This is a genomic window from Paeniglutamicibacter sulfureus (assembly GCF_039535115.1).
In the GTDB taxonomy this organism is placed as follows: Bacteria; Actinomycetota; Actinomycetes; order Actinomycetales; family Micrococcaceae; genus Paeniglutamicibacter; species Paeniglutamicibacter sulfureus.
Map to the genome: position 1 here is coordinate 1,543,192 of NZ_BAAAWO010000001.1, position 13,816 is coordinate 1,557,007.

Annotated in this window: 24 protein-coding genes; all 24 read right to left on the minus strand. The window is 61.3% G+C overall.

What is annotated here, in order from left to right; translation table 11 throughout:
• Positions 1 to 48: 48 nt before the first annotated feature.
• Positions 49 to 621, minus strand: coding sequence for an adenylate kinase (locus tag ABD687_RS06980; RefSeq protein ID WP_310292440.1), 573 nt, complete (start codon positions 619 to 621; stop codon positions 49 to 51).
• The gene (gene secY / locus ABD687_RS06985) at positions 618 to 1,922 is read right to left on the minus strand and encodes a preprotein translocase subunit SecY (protein WP_264270843.1); all 1,305 of its coding nucleotides are present in this window, start codon (positions 1,920 to 1,922) and stop codon (positions 618 to 620) included. The genes ABD687_RS06980 and secY overlap by 4 nt, the downstream gene beginning before the upstream one ends.
• Before the next feature lie 292 nt (positions 1,923 to 2,214).
• On the minus strand, positions 2,215 to 2,670 hold the full coding sequence (gene rplO, locus ABD687_RS06990) for a 50S ribosomal protein L15 (RefSeq protein WP_264270842.1): 456 nt from the start codon (positions 2,668 to 2,670) through the stop codon (positions 2,215 to 2,217).
• 2 nt (positions 2,671 to 2,672) lie between these two features.
• Complete coding sequence (gene rpmD, locus ABD687_RS06995; protein ID WP_217389431.1) at positions 2,673 to 2,879, minus strand: 50S ribosomal protein L30; 207 nt, start codon at positions 2,877 to 2,879, stop codon at positions 2,673 to 2,675.
• 3 nt (positions 2,880 to 2,882) lie between these two features.
• Positions 2,883 to 3,590 (minus strand): 30S ribosomal protein S5, encoded by a 708-nt coding sequence (gene rpsE, locus ABD687_RS07000; RefSeq protein ID WP_264270841.1) that lies wholly within the window; start codon positions 3,588 to 3,590, stop codon positions 2,883 to 2,885.
• Positions 3,587 to 3,958 carry a 50S ribosomal protein L18 gene (gene rplR / locus ABD687_RS07005; RefSeq protein WP_264270840.1) on the minus strand — a complete coding sequence of 124 codons (372 nt, stop codon included), beginning with the start codon at positions 3,956 to 3,958 and terminating at the stop codon, positions 3,587 to 3,589. Before rplR ends, rpsE begins: the two co-directional genes overlap by 4 nt.
• A gap of 2 nt (positions 3,959 to 3,960) precedes the next feature.
• Positions 3,961 to 4,497, minus strand: a complete 537-nt coding sequence (gene rplF / locus ABD687_RS07010; protein WP_264270839.1) for a 50S ribosomal protein L6 — start codon at positions 4,495 to 4,497, stop codon at positions 3,961 to 3,963.
• A gap of 21 nt (positions 4,498 to 4,518) precedes the next feature.
• Positions 4,519 to 4,917: a 30S ribosomal protein S8 gene (gene rpsH / locus ABD687_RS07015; RefSeq protein WP_007271041.1), complete on the minus strand. Its 399-nt coding sequence runs from the start codon at positions 4,915 to 4,917 to the stop codon at positions 4,519 to 4,521.
• A gap of 62 nt (positions 4,918 to 4,979) precedes the next feature.
• Positions 4,980 to 5,549 carry a 50S ribosomal protein L5 gene (gene rplE / locus ABD687_RS07020; protein WP_264270838.1) on the minus strand — a complete coding sequence of 190 codons (570 nt, stop codon included), beginning with the start codon at positions 5,547 to 5,549 and terminating at the stop codon, positions 4,980 to 4,982.
• Positions 5,549 to 5,893, minus strand: coding sequence for a 50S ribosomal protein L24 (rplX, locus tag ABD687_RS07025; protein ID WP_071212944.1), 345 nt, complete (start codon positions 5,891 to 5,893; stop codon positions 5,549 to 5,551). The genes rplE and rplX overlap by 1 nt, the downstream gene beginning before the upstream one ends.
• Positions 5,894 to 5,895: 2 nt before the next feature.
• Positions 5,896 to 6,264, minus strand: coding sequence for a 50S ribosomal protein L14 (gene rplN, locus ABD687_RS07030; protein WP_264270837.1), 369 nt, complete (start codon positions 6,262 to 6,264; stop codon positions 5,896 to 5,898).
• 369 nt (positions 6,265 to 6,633) lie between these two features.
• A complete protein-coding gene (locus ABD687_RS07035; RefSeq protein ID WP_310292434.1) occupies positions 6,634 to 7,593 on the minus strand; it encodes an endonuclease/exonuclease/phosphatase family protein in 960 nt (319 codons plus the stop codon).
• Positions 7,594 to 7,801: 208 nt separating this feature from the next.
• Entirely contained in the window at positions 7,802 to 8,089 is a 288-nt protein-coding gene (gene rpsQ / locus ABD687_RS07040; RefSeq protein ID WP_264270835.1) for a 30S ribosomal protein S17, read from the minus strand.
• A complete protein-coding gene (gene rpmC, locus ABD687_RS07045; RefSeq protein WP_264270834.1) occupies positions 8,089 to 8,400 on the minus strand; it encodes a 50S ribosomal protein L29 in 312 nt (103 codons plus the stop codon). Before rpmC ends, rpsQ begins: the two co-directional genes overlap by 1 nt.
• Before the next feature lie 3 nt (positions 8,401 to 8,403).
• The gene (rplP, locus tag ABD687_RS07050; protein ID WP_217389425.1) at positions 8,404 to 8,820 is read right to left on the minus strand and encodes a 50S ribosomal protein L16; all 417 of its coding nucleotides are present in this window, start codon (positions 8,818 to 8,820) and stop codon (positions 8,404 to 8,406) included.
• A complete protein-coding gene (gene rpsC, locus ABD687_RS07055) occupies positions 8,821 to 9,651 on the minus strand; it encodes a 30S ribosomal protein S3 (protein WP_217389424.1) in 831 nt (276 codons plus the stop codon).
• Entirely contained in the window at positions 9,652 to 10,017 is a 366-nt protein-coding gene (gene rplV, locus ABD687_RS07060; RefSeq protein WP_071212937.1) for a 50S ribosomal protein L22, read from the minus strand.
• 57 nt (positions 10,018 to 10,074) lie between these two features.
• Complete coding sequence (rpsS, locus tag ABD687_RS07065; RefSeq protein ID WP_068731512.1) at positions 10,075 to 10,356, minus strand: 30S ribosomal protein S19; 282 nt, start codon at positions 10,354 to 10,356, stop codon at positions 10,075 to 10,077.
• Positions 10,357 to 10,368: 12 nt separating this feature from the next.
• Entirely contained in the window at positions 10,369 to 11,208 is an 840-nt protein-coding gene (gene rplB / locus ABD687_RS07070; protein WP_264270833.1) for a 50S ribosomal protein L2, read from the minus strand.
• A gap of 30 nt (positions 11,209 to 11,238) precedes the next feature.
• Entirely contained in the window at positions 11,239 to 11,541 is a 303-nt protein-coding gene (gene rplW, locus ABD687_RS07075; RefSeq protein WP_217389422.1) for a 50S ribosomal protein L23, read from the minus strand.
• On the minus strand, positions 11,538 to 12,140 hold the full coding sequence (gene rplD, locus ABD687_RS07080) for a 50S ribosomal protein L4 (protein WP_217389421.1): 603 nt from the start codon (positions 12,138 to 12,140) through the stop codon (positions 11,538 to 11,540). The genes rplW and rplD overlap by 4 nt, the downstream gene beginning before the upstream one ends.
• A gap of 4 nt (positions 12,141 to 12,144) precedes the next feature.
• Positions 12,145 to 12,795, minus strand: coding sequence for a 50S ribosomal protein L3 (gene rplC, locus ABD687_RS07085; protein ID WP_217389420.1), 651 nt, complete (start codon positions 12,793 to 12,795; stop codon positions 12,145 to 12,147).
• Between the two features lie 19 nt (positions 12,796 to 12,814).
• Positions 12,815 to 13,123, minus strand: a complete 309-nt coding sequence (gene rpsJ, locus ABD687_RS07090; protein ID WP_003803825.1) for a 30S ribosomal protein S10 — start codon at positions 13,121 to 13,123, stop codon at positions 12,815 to 12,817.
• 553 nt (positions 13,124 to 13,676) lie between these two features.
• Entirely contained in the window at positions 13,677 to 13,805 is a 129-nt protein-coding gene (locus ABD687_RS07095) for a hypothetical protein (RefSeq protein ID WP_310292429.1), read from the minus strand.
• Positions 13,806 to 13,816 lie beyond the last annotated feature (11 nt).

The window sequence follows — 13,816 nt, forward strand, 5'->3', positions numbered from 1 at the left end:
TCGGCACATGTGGTGCCGGTCCCCGCGGTTTGCGCGTGTGCAAGCTATTTAGACGTTCTGTCCCAGCGCGCCCATGACGCGGTCGGTGACTTCGTCGATCTCGCCGATGCCGTCGACCAGGCGCACGATGCCGCGCTCCTGGTAGCGGTTGACCACGACGGCGGTTTCCTCGTGGTAGAGGCCCAAGCGGTGGCGGATGACCTCTTCGTTGTCATCCGCGCGGCCCTCGATCTCGGCGCGCTTGAGCAGGCGGGCGACGAGCTCGTCGTCATCGGCGGTCAACTGCAGTACCGCGTCAAGCTCCACGCCGGCGTCTGCCAGGATCGAATCCAGCTCGTCGACCTGGGCGCTGGTGCGCGGGTAGCCGTCCAGCAGGAAGCCGTCCTTGACGTCTTCCTGTGCCAGGCGGTCGCGCACCATCGAGTTGGTGACCGAGTCGGGAACGAAGTTCCCTGCATCGATGTACTTCTTGGCCTCGACGCCCAGCGGGGTGCCGCCCTTGACGTTGGCGCGGAAGATGTCACCGGTGGAGATGGCCACAACGTTGAGGCGCTCGGAAATGCGGTCCGCCTGGGTGCCCTTGCCGGCACCGGGTGGTCCAATGATCAACAGTCTTGTCATCGCAGAAGTCCTTCGTAGTGTCGCTGCTGCATTTGTGCGTTGATTTGCTTGACGGTCTCGAGACCCACACCAACCATGATGAGGATCGAGGTGCCGCCAAATGGGAAGTTCTGATCGGCGTTGATGAGCACGAAGGCAATCAACGGAATCAGGGCCACGAATGCCAGGTAAATGGCACCGGGGAAGGTGATGCGGCTGAGCACGTACTCGAGGTACTCGGCCGTGGGGCGTCCTGCGCGGATGCCCGGGATGAATCCGCCGTACTGCTTCATGTTGTCGGCAACCTCGGTCGGGTTGAACGTGATCGCAACGTAGAAGTAGGTGAAGCCGATGGTCAGCAACGTATAGGCGACCATGTAGAGCGGGGACGAGCCGGAGAAGTTCGTCTGCACCCACAGCGCCCAGTCCGGCAGCGTGCCGTCGGCCCGTGTGTTGAACGAGACCAGCATGGTCGGCAGCGCCAGCATCGAGGATGCGAAGATCACCGGGATGACGCCGGCCATGTTGACCTTGATGGGGATGTAGGTGGAGGTGCCACCCACGGTGCGGCGCCCGATCATGCGCTTGGCGTACTGGACCGGGATGCGGCGCTGGGATTGCTCCACGAAGACGACCAGGCCGATCACGGCGACGCCGATGAGGATGACGCCAATGAAGACGCCCCAGCCCTGCGAGGTGGCGATGGCGCCCATGGCGGAGGGGAAGCCCGAGGCGATGGAGACGAAGATCAGCAGGGACATGCCGTTGCCGACGCCGCGCTCGGTGGCCAGCTCGCCCATCCACATGATCAGGCCGGTGCCGGCGGTCAGCGTGAAGATCATCAGCACGATGATCCACAAGCTGTCATCCGGGACGATCGGCAGTTGGCAGGAGGGGAAGAGCATGCCGCTGCGGGCCAGCGAGACCAGCGTGGTGGCCTGCAACAGGCCCAACGCGATCGTCAGGTAACGGGTGTACTGGGTCAGGACGGCCTGTCCGGACTGGCCTTCCTTGTGCAGCTCCTCGAAGCGCGGAATCACCACGCGCAACAGCTGGACGATGATCGAGGCCGTGATGTACGGCATGATGCCCATGGCGAAGATGGAGACCTGGAGCAGGGCGCCGCCGCTGAACAGGTTCACGAACTGGTACAGCCCGCCGGTGGTGTTACCCGCGGCAAGGCACTGCTGCACGTTCGAGTAGTCCACGCCGGGAGCAGGGATATAGACACCCATGCGGTAAATCGCGATAATGGCGAGCGTGAACAACAACTTGCGTCGCAGGTCAGGCGTCCGGAATACCCGGGCAATGGCGGCGAACAAGCGTCCTCCTGAAGGATGGTGGCCCGGCAAACCCGGGTGTTGACCTACTGATTCTAGCGGGTGGCGAGCGTGACTCGCCAAATGCACCGCGGCAAAACCGAAATCATTCCCGGTCCGATGGGGATATTAGGCCGGAAAACAGCCCTGGTGACCGCATGCCGGCGTCCTGCGGATGCCGGTGGAAGCAGGGGGTGAGGTGAAATGGTAAGAAAAAGGGGGGTGGTCCCGGAAATCCGCCATGCGAATTCCGGGTCCACCCCCCTCTCACTGTGTGATCAATTGACCACGTAGCTTAGAGCTCTACTGCAGAGCCGCCGGCTGCGGCGATCTTTTCCGCTGCGGAGGACGAGAAGGCGTTGACCTTCACGTCGACCTTGACGGTCAGTTCGCCCGAGCCAAGGACCTTGACGGGCTCGTTCTTGCGAACGGCGCCCTTCGCGATCAGTGCCTCAACGGTGACTTCGCCACCTTCGGGGAACAGCTCCGAGATCTTGTCCAGGTTAACAACCTGGTACTCGACGCGGAACGGGTTCTTGAAGCCGCGAAGCTTCGGAAGGCGCATGTGCAGCGGCAACTGGCCACCGGCGAAGCCGGCCTTGACCTGGTAGCGCGCCTTGGTGCCCTTCATACCGCGACCCGCGGTCTTACCCTTGGATCCTTCACCACGACCCACACGGGTCTTGGCCTTCTTGGAGCCTTCGGCCGGACGCAGGTGGTGTACCTTCAGTGCGTTTTCTTTTTCAGCCATGATTACTTCGCCTCCTCAACCTTTACGAGGTGCGGAACCGTGTTGATCATGCCAACGGTCACTGCATCAGCGGTACGGAACACGGTGTGTCCGATGCGCTTCAAGCCAAGCGAGCGAAGGGTATCGCGCTGGTTCTGCTTTACACCAATGATGGACCTGATCTGGGTGATTGCCAGATTTGCGTCGCTAGGGACAAAATTCTTCGCCACTACTTACGCACCTGCCTTCTGGTTCTGGATGTTCCACAGCATCTGTGCCGAAACAACTTCTTCCAACGGCAGGCCACGACGTGCTGCTACTGCCTGAGGCTCTTCAAGGGCCTTCAGCGCGGCAACGGTGCCGTGGACGATGTTGATCTGGTTGGTCGAGCCCATGGACTTCGACAGAACATCGTGGATGCCTGCGCATTCCAGTACGGCGCGAACCGGACCACCGGCGATAACGCCGGTACCCGGCGAAGCCGGACGCAGGAGGACAACGCCGGCAGCGGCTTCACCCTGCACCAGGTGCGGGATGGTGGTGCCGACGCGGGGAACGCGGAAGAAGGACTTCTTGGCTTCTTCAACGCCCTTGGCGATTGCTGCCGGAACTTCCTTGGCCTTGCCGTAGCCGACGCCAACGAGACCGTTGCCGTCACCCACGACGACAAGTGCGGTGAAGCTGAAGCGACGACCACCCTTGACGACCTTGGATACGCGGTTGATGGCTACAACGCGCTCAAGGAACTTGTCCTTGTCGTCGTTGCGGCTGTCCTTCGAATCGCGGCCACGGCCACGACCCTCGCCACGGCCACGGCCTTCGCCGCCACGTCCACGGCCTTCGCCGCGAGCGGCGCCGGCCTTGTCGGCGGCAGGAGCAGCAGCAGCTGCCTCAGTAGCTTCAGACACCTGAGTTTCCTTCTTGTTAGTTGCTTCGCTCACAGTGCCAGCCCACCTTCACGTGCACCCTCAGCAACAGCTGCCACGCGACCGTGGTACTTGTTGCCGCCGCGGTCGAAGACCACGGACTCGATGCCTGCGGCCTTGGCGCGCTCGGCAACGAGCTCGCCAATGCGCTTGGCCTTGGCGGTCTTGTCACCATCGAACGTGCGCAAGTCGGCTTCCATCGTCGACGCGTAAGCAACGGTGATGCCCTTGCTGTCGTCTACGATCTGGACGAAGATGTGGCGTGCCGAGCGGTTGACGACCAGGCGCGGACGCACCTCGGTGCCGGTGATGCGCTTACGGACACGCAAGTGGCGGCGGCCGCGTGCGGCTGCCTTGCTCTTACCCTTGATTCCCAGAGCCATGGTTACTTACCAGCCTTTCCGACCTTGCGGCGGATGATTTCGCCAGCGTACCGAACGCCCTTGCCCTTGTACGGGTCAGGCTTGCGGAGCTTGCGGATGTTGGCAGAAACTTCGCCAACCTGCTGCTTGTTGATACCCGAGACGGTGATCTTGGTGTTGCCGTCGAGCGCGAAGGCAATGCCCTCGGGAGCTTCGACAACCACCGGGTGCGAGTAGCCCAGGGCGAACTCGAGGTTCGAACCCTTTGCCACTACGCGGTAACCGGTACCGTGGATTTCGAGCTTCTTTTCGTAGCCAGCGGTGACACCGATGATCATGTTCTCGATCAGGGTGCGGGTCAGGCCGTGCAGCGAACGCGAATCGCGCTCGTCGTTCGGGCGCGACACGGTTACGGTGTTCTCTTCGAGAACAACCGCAATCGGGCTGGGTACGGTGTGCGTCAGTTCGCCCTTGGAGCCCTTGACGGAGACAATGTCGCCATCAATCTTGAGCTCTACGCCGGCAGGAACAGTGATCGGAAGACGTCCAATACGTGACATGGTTTCTTTCTCCCTTTCCCGTTACCAGACGTAGGCGAGGACTTCCCCACCTACACCCTTCTTGGCTGCCTGGCGGTCGGTGAGCAGACCGGAGGACGTGGACAGGATTGCAATGCCGAGGCCACCAAGGACGTGCGGCAAGTTGGTGGACTTTGCGTATACACGCAGGCCCGGCTTGGAAATACGGCGAACGCCAGCGATTGAACGCTCGCGGCTCGGGCCGAACTTCAGGGTGATGGTCAGCTTCTTGCCAACCTCTGCTGCTTCTTCAACGAACGAGGCGATGTAGCCCTGTTCCTTGAGGATCTGTGCAACGCGCACCTTCAGCTTCGACGACGGCATGGAAACCGTGTCGTGGTAAGCCGAGTTGGCGTTACGCAGACGAGTCAGCATATCTGCGACAGGATCTGTCATTGTCATTTGGGCTTCTGCCCTTCCTCGCTACGGTTTCCGCGCAAGCGCGGACCTGCAACGTAGTTGATCTAGTTGGCGGTCTTGAACGGGAAGCCCAGTGCCTTGAGCAAGGCACGACCTTCGTCGTCGGTCTTCGCGGTGGTCACTACGGTGATGTCCATGCCGCGAACGCGGTCAATGGAATCAACATCGATTTCGTGGAACATGGACTGTTCCGTGAGACCGAAGGTGTAGTTTCCGTTGCCGTCGAACTGCTTCGGGCTCAGGCCACGGAAGTCACGGATACGCGGCAGTGCCAGCGAAACCAAGCGGTCCACGAATTCCCACATGCGATCTCCGCGCAGGGTGGCGTGGGTACCAATCGGCATGCCTTCGCGCAGCTTGAACTGTGCGATCGACTTGCGTGCCTTGGTTACCAACGGCTTCTGGCCGGTGATGGCGGTGAGGTCGCGAACTGCGCCTTCGATGAGCTTGGAGTCCTTGGCGGCTTCGCCAACACCCATGTTCACAACAACCTTGACCAGGCCCGGGACCTGCATCGGGTTGGCGTAGCTGAACTCGTTCGTCAGGGTTTCGCGGATTTCGGCGTTGTACTTGGCCTTAAGGCGAGGCTGGATGTTCACAGCTGCTTCAGTCATTACAGTGCCTTTCCGGAAGACTTGGCGAAGCGAACACGGACGGTCTTGGACACGCCGTTCTTCTCCACGGTTTCCTCGCGGAAGCCAACGCGGGTCGGCTTCTTGGTTTCCGGGTCAACGATTGCGACATTCGAGATGTGCATCGGGGCCTCAACGACCTCAATGCCACCGGTCTGCGTGCCACGCTCGGTCTGGCCGGCCTTGGTGTGCTTGGTGACGCGGTTGACACCCTCAACAAGCACGCGCTGAGCTGCGGGGAATACCTTCAGCACCTTGCCCTGCTTGTTGCGGTCGGAACCGGCGATGACCTGAACGAGGTCACCCTTCTTAATCTTTGCACCCATGGTTACAGTACCTCCGGAGCCAGGGAAACGATCTTCATGAACTTCTTATCGCGAAGTTCACGACCCACCGGACCGAAAATACGGGTACCGCGGGGCTCACCGTCAGCCTTGAGGATGACAGCTGCGTTCTCGTCGAACTTGATGTAGGAACCGTCGACGCGTCGACGTTCCTTCTTGGTGCGAACGATGACAGCCTTGACGACGTCACCCTTCTTTACGTTTCCGCCCGGGATTGCATCCTTGACGGTGGCGACGATTACGTCGCCGATGCCTGCATAGCGACGGCCAGATCCACCGAGAACACGAATGGTAAGGATTTCCTTAGCACCGGTGTTGTCGGCAATCTTCAGTCGCGATTCCTGCTGAATCACTTTTTACTCCTGTCGTCTCGCTGGTTCTCCTAGGGAGCCTTGCGGAACGGATATGGTCCATCTCAGCTTCTGCTTACCCCCACCTCCAAACACCACGATGCACAACGCCCAAGGGCGAAAAACATGTGAAGCTGGGGAAGCAGGGCCGAGGCTTAGGCTCAGAGCTATGCCGCACGACTTTCGGGCCCGTAAAAAACCCTCCGGCCGCACTATGCGTCATGAAGGAGGTGGATAGTCCCCATACACAACGCGCACAGAAAATAAAGTCTACCGCACGGATGCACGATCCCGAAACCGTATGCTATGTGCCCGCGGGTGGTCCTTGGTCACACACGCCCCCCGGAATTCCGCGCCGTTTGGGGCCGTCGGTCATCGGCAGGAAGCCAGGTGCGCCACGATCCCGTGGTGGTCGGTGCCGGGCACCGAGAAGCGCTCCGAGTCGAGCACCGCCAGACCGCGAACCAGGACATGGTCGATCCCCGCGAACGCGGGCAGGCCCATGTCGGCGGGCCAGGTGGCCCCCGCCCATGGTCCCAACCTCGGGGAGGCTTCCACAAGGCCGGCTGCAAGTGCCCGGAATTGCGGGTGCGCGGCCGTGGCGTTGAAGTCCCCCGCCATCACCAGCGGCATCCCGTTCTGTTCATGCTTCCAGGCCCCGAGCTCTTGCAGGGTGCCTGCCCAGGACGACGGCGAGTAGGTCGGCGGCGCCGGATGGACACCGGCGACCCGGATGGGACCTGCCAGCGGATGTTCGATGACGGCCACGGGAACGTCGAAGAGTGCACCGTCCGACTGCAGCGCCGCCGCTGCCTCTTCCTGCAGCGGGTGCCTGGAGAGGATCACGGTGTCCACGCTTCCGCCCGTGACCACTTTTCCCGTCCGGTGCGTGTACTCCCATGTGGGAAACCCTGCTGCCAGCGCCGTGAGCATCGGTTCGCTGGACTCGACAAGCACCAGCACATCCGGGGCCGAGCCGCGGATCACCTCGGCCAGCGAGGACGTGTCGGCGCGTCCGTGCTCGGCGTTCAGCGAAAGCACGCGCACCTGCTCCCCCGGCGTGCACCTCGTCCCGGTCACCGACCCCACGACAGGCGCCATGACCGGTGCCAGCGAGGCGGCGGCAAGGACCAGCAACACCGCGGCCGGAACGAAGGCGCGGCGCAACGCCAGGAAGAGGAAGACGAGCAGGGCGGCCAAGCACCACAGCGGCAGCAGTGCCTGCAACACCGCCAGGATCCTGAAAGGACCCAAGGAGAGGTGCGGCAGCGCGGCCAGGAACACTCCGGGAACCAGCACCGGAACCAGGCGCAGGGCCAGCGGTCTCCGCATCCTTGCCGGGTTTGCCCTTCGAGTGCTTCCCACCGGTGCCCCGCCCCCGTTGCCTGTCCCGCGGAACCGGTTCGGTTCACGCCAAGGCACCCATGCTACCGGCGGTAGTTGTGGGGAAACGCAAAACACCCCGGCACCGGCTGGATAGATCCAGCGGTACCGGGGTGTTTTGCTTGGTTCACGTCAGAGTGAAAACCAGCGAAAGGGCTTACTTGGCCTTTTCGAGGATTTCCACGAGGCGCCAGCGCTTGTCGGCAGACAGCGGGCGGGTCTCGGCAATGAGAACGAGGTCGCCGATACCGGCGCTGTTCTCTTCGTCGTGAGCCTTGACGTTCTTGTTGCGACGCATGACCTTGCCGTAGAGGGCGTGCTTTACACGGTCCTCGACGTCAACGACGATGGTCTTCTGCATCTTGTCGGAAACCACGTACCCGCGGAGGGTCTTGCGGTCGTTGCGCTCTGAAGCTGCATCCACGACGTTCTCCTTCTCGCTCATTACTTGGCTTCCTCAGTTGCTTCTTCGGTAGCTTCGGCCTTCTTGGAAGACTTCTTGGTCTTCTTGGCTTCTTCTACCGGGACAACAACATCTGCACGAATGCCCAGCTCGCGTTCGCGAAGTACCGTGTAGATACGTGCGATGTCGCGCTTGACAGACTTCAGGTTGCCGTGCGATTCGAGCTGACCGGTGGCCGACTGGAAACGGAGGTTGAACAACTCCTCCTTGGCCTTCTTGAGCTCCTCGACCAGACGGGCGTTATCAAAGCCGTCCAGTGCTTCGGTTGCTAGATCCTTGGATCCGATTGCCATTCCTTATTCACCACCTTCGCGACGCACAATGCGTGCCTTCAACGGCAGCTTGTGGATTGCCAGGCGCAATGCCTCGCGTGCTACCTCATCACTGACGCCGGAGAGTTCGAAGAGAACCCGTCCCGGCTTTACGTTTGCGACCCACCATTCCGGCGAACCCTTACCGGAACCCATGCGGGTTTCGGCAGGCTTCTTGGTCAGCGGACGGTCCGGATAAATGTTGATCCAGACCTTACCGCCACGCTTGATGTGGCGGGTCATTGCGATACGAGCTGCCTCGATCTGGCGGTTGGTAACGTAGGCCGGTGTAAGGGCCTGGATACCGTACTCACCGAAGGCTACCGTGGTACCGCCCGAAGCTGCGCCACTCCGATTGGGGTGGTGCTGCTTGCGGTACTTTACTCGGCGTGGGATAAGCATTTAAGCCTGTCCTCCTTCTGCAACTGCTGCTGCAGGAGCCTCAACAGCCGGAGCTGCTTCTGCACCTGGAGCGGCGTTGCGCTCGGGGCGACGACGACGCTCGCCACCTTCGGGACGTCCACCCGGACGTCCACCCGGACGATCGCCGCGGCCGCGGGCCGGAGCTGCAGCAGCCTGGGCTGCCAGTTCCTTCGACGTTACGTCGCCCTTGTAGATCCAGACCTTCACGCCAATGCGGCCGAAGGTGGTCTTGGCTTCGAACTTGCCGTAGTCGATGTTCGCACGCAGGGTGTGCAGCGGCACACGGCCTTCGCGGTAGAACTCCTTGCGGGACATTTCTGCACCGCCAAGACGACCGGAGCACTGCACGCGGATGCCCTTGGCACCTGCGCGCATTGCCGACTGCATGGCCTTCTTCATCGCGCGGCGGAAAGCCACACGCGAAGCAAGCTGCTCGGCAATGCCCTGGGCAACAAGCTGGGCTTCGATCTCGGGGTTCTTGACCTCGAGGATGTTCAGCTGAACCTGCTTTGCGGTGAGCTTTTCGAGCTCGCCGCGGATGCGATCGGCTTCGGCGCCGCGGCGACCGATAACGATGCCCGGACGTGCGGTGTGGATATCCACACGAACACGGTCACGAGTACGCTCGATCTCCACGCGGGCGATGCCGGCGCGCTCCATGCCAACGGTCATCAGTTCGCGGATACGGATGTCTTCTTTTACGAAGTCCTTGTAACGCTGTCCGACCTTGGTGCTGTCGGCGAACCAGTGCGAAACATGGTCGGTAGTGATACCGAGTCGGAACCCATGCGGGTTAACCTTCTGTCCCATTTACTCTTCCCCACCCTTCTTAGGGGTTGCGACGACCACAGTGATGTGGCTCGTGCGCTTCTTGATCTGGTATGCCCGACCCTGAGCACGCGGCTGGAACCGCTTCATGGTCGGACCCTCGTCAACAAACGCTTCGCTGATGAACAGCTCGTCTTCGTTGAACGCGACACCCTCGCGGTCTGCGGCGGCACGGGCGTTAGCCACTGCCGATGCTACAACCTTGAACACTGGCTCTGAAGCTGCCTGCGGGGCAAACTTCAGGATCGCCAGTGCTTCGTTCGTCTGCTTGCCACGAACAAGGTTGACGACGCGCCGGGCCTTCATAGGCGTCACGCGGATATGGCGCGCAATTGCCTTGGCTTCCATTGCTTTCCTTCTCTCGTCTCTCGAAGAAGTGCTAAGCACTCGCTAAACCCTTGCGGGTTAGCGGCGCTTGCCCTTCTTGTCGTCCTTCACGTGGCTGCGGAACGTCCGGGTCGGGCTGAACTCGCCGAGCTTGTGCCCGACCATCGACTCGGTGACAAACACGGGGATGTGCTTACGTCCGTCATGTACGGCGATCGTGTGCCCGAGCATGTCGGGGATGATCATCGAACGGCGGGACCACGTCTTAATGACGTTCTTGGTGCCCTTTTCGTTCTCAGCAGCTACCTTGACAAACAGGTGCTGATCGACGAAGGGGCCTTTCTTCAGGCTGCGTGGCATGTTTCCAGGCTCCTATCGCTTGTTCTTGCCGGTACGGCGACGGCGGACAATCATCTTGTCGCTGTCCTTGTTCGGACGACGAGTGCGTCCTTCGCGCTTGCCGTTCGGGTTGACAGGGTGACGTCCACCGGACGTCTTACCCTCGCCACCACCGTGCGGGTGATCAACAGGGTTCATGGCTACACCACGGACGGTCGGGCGAACGCCCTTCCAGCGCATGCGGCCGGCCTTGCCCCAGTTGATGTTCGACTGCTCGGCGTTTCCGACCTCGCCGACGGTTGCGCGGCAGCGCACGTCAACGTTGCGGATTTCGCCGGAAGGCAAACGCAGCTGAGCGAAGCGACCCTCACGGGCCACCAGCTGAACCGAGGCACCTGCGGAACGAGCCATCTTGGCACCGCCACCGGGACGCAATTCCACGGCGTGGATAACAGTACCCACCGGAATGTTGCGCAACGGCAGGTTGTTGCCGGGCTTGATGTCGGCGTTTGCGCCGGCCTCAATGGAGTCACCCTGGGCGAGCTTGTTCGGTGCAATGATGTAACGCTTGGTGCCATCAATGTAGTGAAGAAGCGCAATGCGGGCGGTGCGGTTCGGGTCGTACTCGATGTGAGCGACCTTTGCCGGCACGCCGTCCTTGTCGTGGCGACGGAAGTCGATCAGACGGTACTGGCGCTTGTGTCCGCCACCCTTGTGACGAGTGGTGATCTTACCGGTGTTGTTACGGCCGCCAGTCTTGTGGAGCGGGCGGAGCAACGACTTTTCCGGAGTCGATCGCGTGATTTCTGCGAAGTCGGCTACGCTCGAGCCGCGAAGGCCCGGGGTAGTCGGCTTGTATTTACGGATTCCCATAGTTTAATTCCTCGTTAAAGTGGTCTCCGCTTAGGAAAGCGGACCGCCGAAGATGTCAATCGAGCCTTCCTTCAGGGAGACGATCGCACGCTTGGTAGCCTTGCGCGTCCCCCATCCGAACTTGGTGCGCTTGCGCTTGCCGGCACGATTGAGGGTGTTTACGGAGTCAACCTTGACCGAGAAGATGGCTTCCACGGCGTTCTTGATTTCCGACTTGTTCGAACGCGGGTCAACCAGGAAGGTGTACTTGCCTTCGTCGATCAGACCGTAGCTCTTTTCCGAAACGACGGGTGCGATGACCACATCGTGCGGAGCCTTAGAGAAGGTGCTCATTTGGCTTCCTCCTTCTGGACCAGGGCATCAAAAGCGGCCTTGGTGAAGACAACGTCGTCGGAAACCAGCACATCGTAAGTGTTGAGCTGGTCTACGTACAGGACGTGGACCTCGGGGAGGTTACGGACCGAAAGGGCCGCAACATCGTTGGCGCGCTCGATGACTACGAGCAGGTTCTTGCGCTCGGACAGAGCGCGCAGGGTGGCCAGTGCGGCCTTGGTGTTCGGCGTGGTGCCTTCAACCAGGGCTTCAATGACGTGAATGCGGTTGTTGCGAGCGCGGTCAGACAGGGCGCCGCGCAGTGCAGCAGCCTTCATCTTCTTGGGGGTGCGCTGGCTGTAGTCGCGAGGAGTCGGACCGTGGACAACGCCACCGCCGGTCATGTGAGGAGCACGGATTGAACCCTGACGGGCGCGGCCGGTGCCCTTCTGCTTGAACGGCTTGCGACCGGCACCGGAAACCTCGGCGCGGTTCTTGGTCTTGTGCGTACCCTGGCGAGCAGCTGCCAGCTGGGCCACGACGACCTGGTGCAGCAGCGGAACGTTGGTCTGAACGTCGAAGATCTCCGAAGGGAACTCGACGGTGAGTGCGTTAGACATTTAGTTATGCTCCCTTCACAGCGGTGCGCACGAGAACGACGCGGCCGCGGGCGCCGGGAACGGCACCCTTGATCAGCAGGAGGTTCTTCTCGGCATCCACTGCGTGAACGGTGAGGTTCTGCGTGGTGACGCGCTCGGCGCCCATGCGACCGGCCATCTTCTGGCCCTGGAACACACGGCCCGGGGTCGATGCGCCGCCGATGGAGCCCGGCTTACGGTGGTTCTTGTGAGCACCGTGCGATGCCGGAGCACCGTGGAAGCCGTGGCGCTTCATAACGCCGGCGAAGCCCTTACCCTTGGAAGTTCCAACGACGTCGACCTTCTGGCCGGCGGCGAAGATTTCGACGGTGAGTTCCTGGCCTGCGGCGTAGGAATCGGCGTCGGCAGTGCGCAGCTCAACGACGTGGCGGCGCGGGGTGACCCCGGCTGCTTCGAAGTGGCCGGCCAGCGGCTTGGTGACCTTGCGCGGGTCGATCTGGCCGTAGCCGATCTGAACCGCTACATAGCCATCACGCTCGGCGTTGCGCAGCTGAGTGACGACATTGCTGTCGGCCTGTACGACGGTTACCGGGATGAGGTTGTTGTTCTCGTCCCAAACCTGGGTCATGCCGAGCTTCGTGCCCAACAGTCCCTTGACATTACGGGTTGCGGTCATAGTTTTCTCGCCACCTCCCCTAGAGCTTGATTTCGATGTTGACATCCGCCGGCAGGTCAAGACGCATCAGCGAATCTACGGCCTTCGGGGTCGGATCGATGATGTCGATCAGACGCTTGTGCGTGCGCATTTCAAAGTGCTCACGGCTGTCTTTGTACTTGTGGGGCGAACGGATAACGCAGTACACGTTCTTTTCCGTTGGCAGCGGCACGGGGCCGACTACGGTCGCGCCAGCGCGCGTCACCGTCTCAACGATCTTCCGGGCAGAAACGTCAATGACCTCGTGGTCATACGACTTCAGCCGGATGCGGATTTTTTGTCCCGCCATGGCGTGATGCCTCTTTCTAATTAGCACTCTCTGTACAGTTACTGTGCCCTACGGGTCCAATAGTGGACCGGCACGCCTCGCATCGAACTGAATCCGGATAAATCCGGGTTCCTCAATCCGCCGAAGCCCGACCCCCGCGCTCGGGCGTGTCGCGTTTGAAAGCGATACGAATCCGATGGATACGCAGGGGACATTGTCAATGTTTCCAAAAAATTCGGTTGTATTGCTCCCCAGCCCCGGGCATTATCCCGGGTGAGACACAATCTCGGTTGAAACCCCTGTGCCCCGGTGTCGGTTTCCCGACCAGCAGACACGAAGCATGGAAATGCTCACGAACAACTTGTCTAGTGTGTCAGGTTTCCGCCCCAAACACCAACTCTTCCTTCTGCCTACCGGCCGTTGCCGGGAGTGCGGAAGGACGTGCAGGTTCCGATAGCTGGCGCGGCGGAACGAAAATTGCCGGAATTCCGGCGCGCACTTCGCGCACGGGCATCCGGGACCCGGCAACGGCGCGTGGGCAAGCTCACGAAGTCCCCGGTCCGCGACGACCAGGCTACTGGTCGTCGCGATGGGCGCGCCGGATGTCCTTCACACGATCGATCTCCCGGGAGAACTGCTTGCGCAGTCGAATGACGACCACGATGACTACGACGACGATGAGCATGACGAGCAAGAACTTCATGCTGCCAGCCT

Coding starts and splice junctions, on each gene's coding strand:
- rplP (WP_217389425.1), bottom strand. CDS start 8,820: ATGCTTATCCCACGCCGAGTAAAGTACCGCAAGCAGCACCACCCCAAT.
- rplB (WP_264270833.1), bottom strand. CDS start 11,208: ATGGGAATCCGTAAATACAAGCCGACTACCCCGGGCCTTCGCGGCTCG.
- rplF (WP_264270839.1), bottom strand. CDS start 4,497: ATGTCACGTATTGGACGTCTTCCGATCACTGTTCCTGCCGGCGTAGAG.
- rplW (WP_217389422.1), bottom strand. CDS start 11,541: ATGAGCACCTTCTCTAAGGCTCCGCACGATGTGGTCATCGCACCCGTC.
- rplR (WP_264270840.1), bottom strand. CDS start 3,958: ATGGCTCTGGGAATCAAGGGTAAGAGCAAGGCAGCCGCACGCGGCCGC.
- ABD687_RS06980 (WP_310292440.1), bottom strand. CDS start 621: ATGACAAGACTGTTGATCATTGGACCACCCGGTGCCGGCAAGGGCACC.
- rpmC (WP_264270834.1), bottom strand. CDS start 8,400: ATGGCAATCGGATCCAAGGATCTAGCAACCGAAGCACTGGACGGCTTT.
- rplV (WP_071212937.1), bottom strand. CDS start 10,017: ATGGAAGCCAAGGCAATTGCGCGCCATATCCGCGTGACGCCTATGAAG.
- rpsJ (WP_003803825.1), bottom strand. CDS start 13,123: ATGGCGGGACAAAAAATCCGCATCCGGCTGAAGTCGTATGACCACGAG.
- rplD (WP_217389421.1), bottom strand. CDS start 12,140: ATGTCTAACGCACTCACCGTCGAGTTCCCTTCGGAGATCTTCGACGTT.
- rpsH (WP_007271041.1), bottom strand. CDS start 4,917: ATGACAATGACAGATCCTGTCGCAGATATGCTGACTCGTCTGCGTAAC.
- rpsS (WP_068731512.1), bottom strand. CDS start 10,356: ATGCCACGCAGCCTGAAGAAAGGCCCCTTCGTCGATCAGCACCTGTTT.
- rpsQ (WP_264270835.1), bottom strand. CDS start 8,089: ATGAGCGAGAAGGAGAACGTCGTGGATGCAGCTTCAGAGCGCAACGAC.
- rplX (WP_071212944.1), bottom strand. CDS start 5,893: ATGGGTGCAAAGATTAAGAAGGGTGACCTCGTTCAGGTCATCGCCGGT.
- ABD687_RS07035 (WP_310292434.1), bottom strand. CDS start 7,593: ATGCGGAGACCGCTGGCCCTGCGCCTGGTTCCGGTGCTGGTTCCCGGA.
- rplC (WP_217389420.1), bottom strand. CDS start 12,795: ATGACCGCAACCCGTAATGTCAAGGGACTGTTGGGCACGAAGCTCGGC.
- rplE (WP_264270838.1), bottom strand. CDS start 5,549: ATGACTGAAGCAGCTGTGAACATCCAGCCTCGCCTTAAGGCCAAGTAC.
- ABD687_RS07095 (WP_310292429.1), bottom strand. CDS start 13,805: ATGAAGTTCTTGCTCGTCATGCTCATCGTCGTCGTAGTCATCGTGGTC.
- rplO (WP_264270842.1), bottom strand. CDS start 2,670: ATGGCTGAAAAAGAAAACGCACTGAAGGTACACCACCTGCGTCCGGCC.
- rpsC (WP_217389424.1), bottom strand. CDS start 9,651: ATGGGACAGAAGGTTAACCCGCATGGGTTCCGACTCGGTATCACTACC.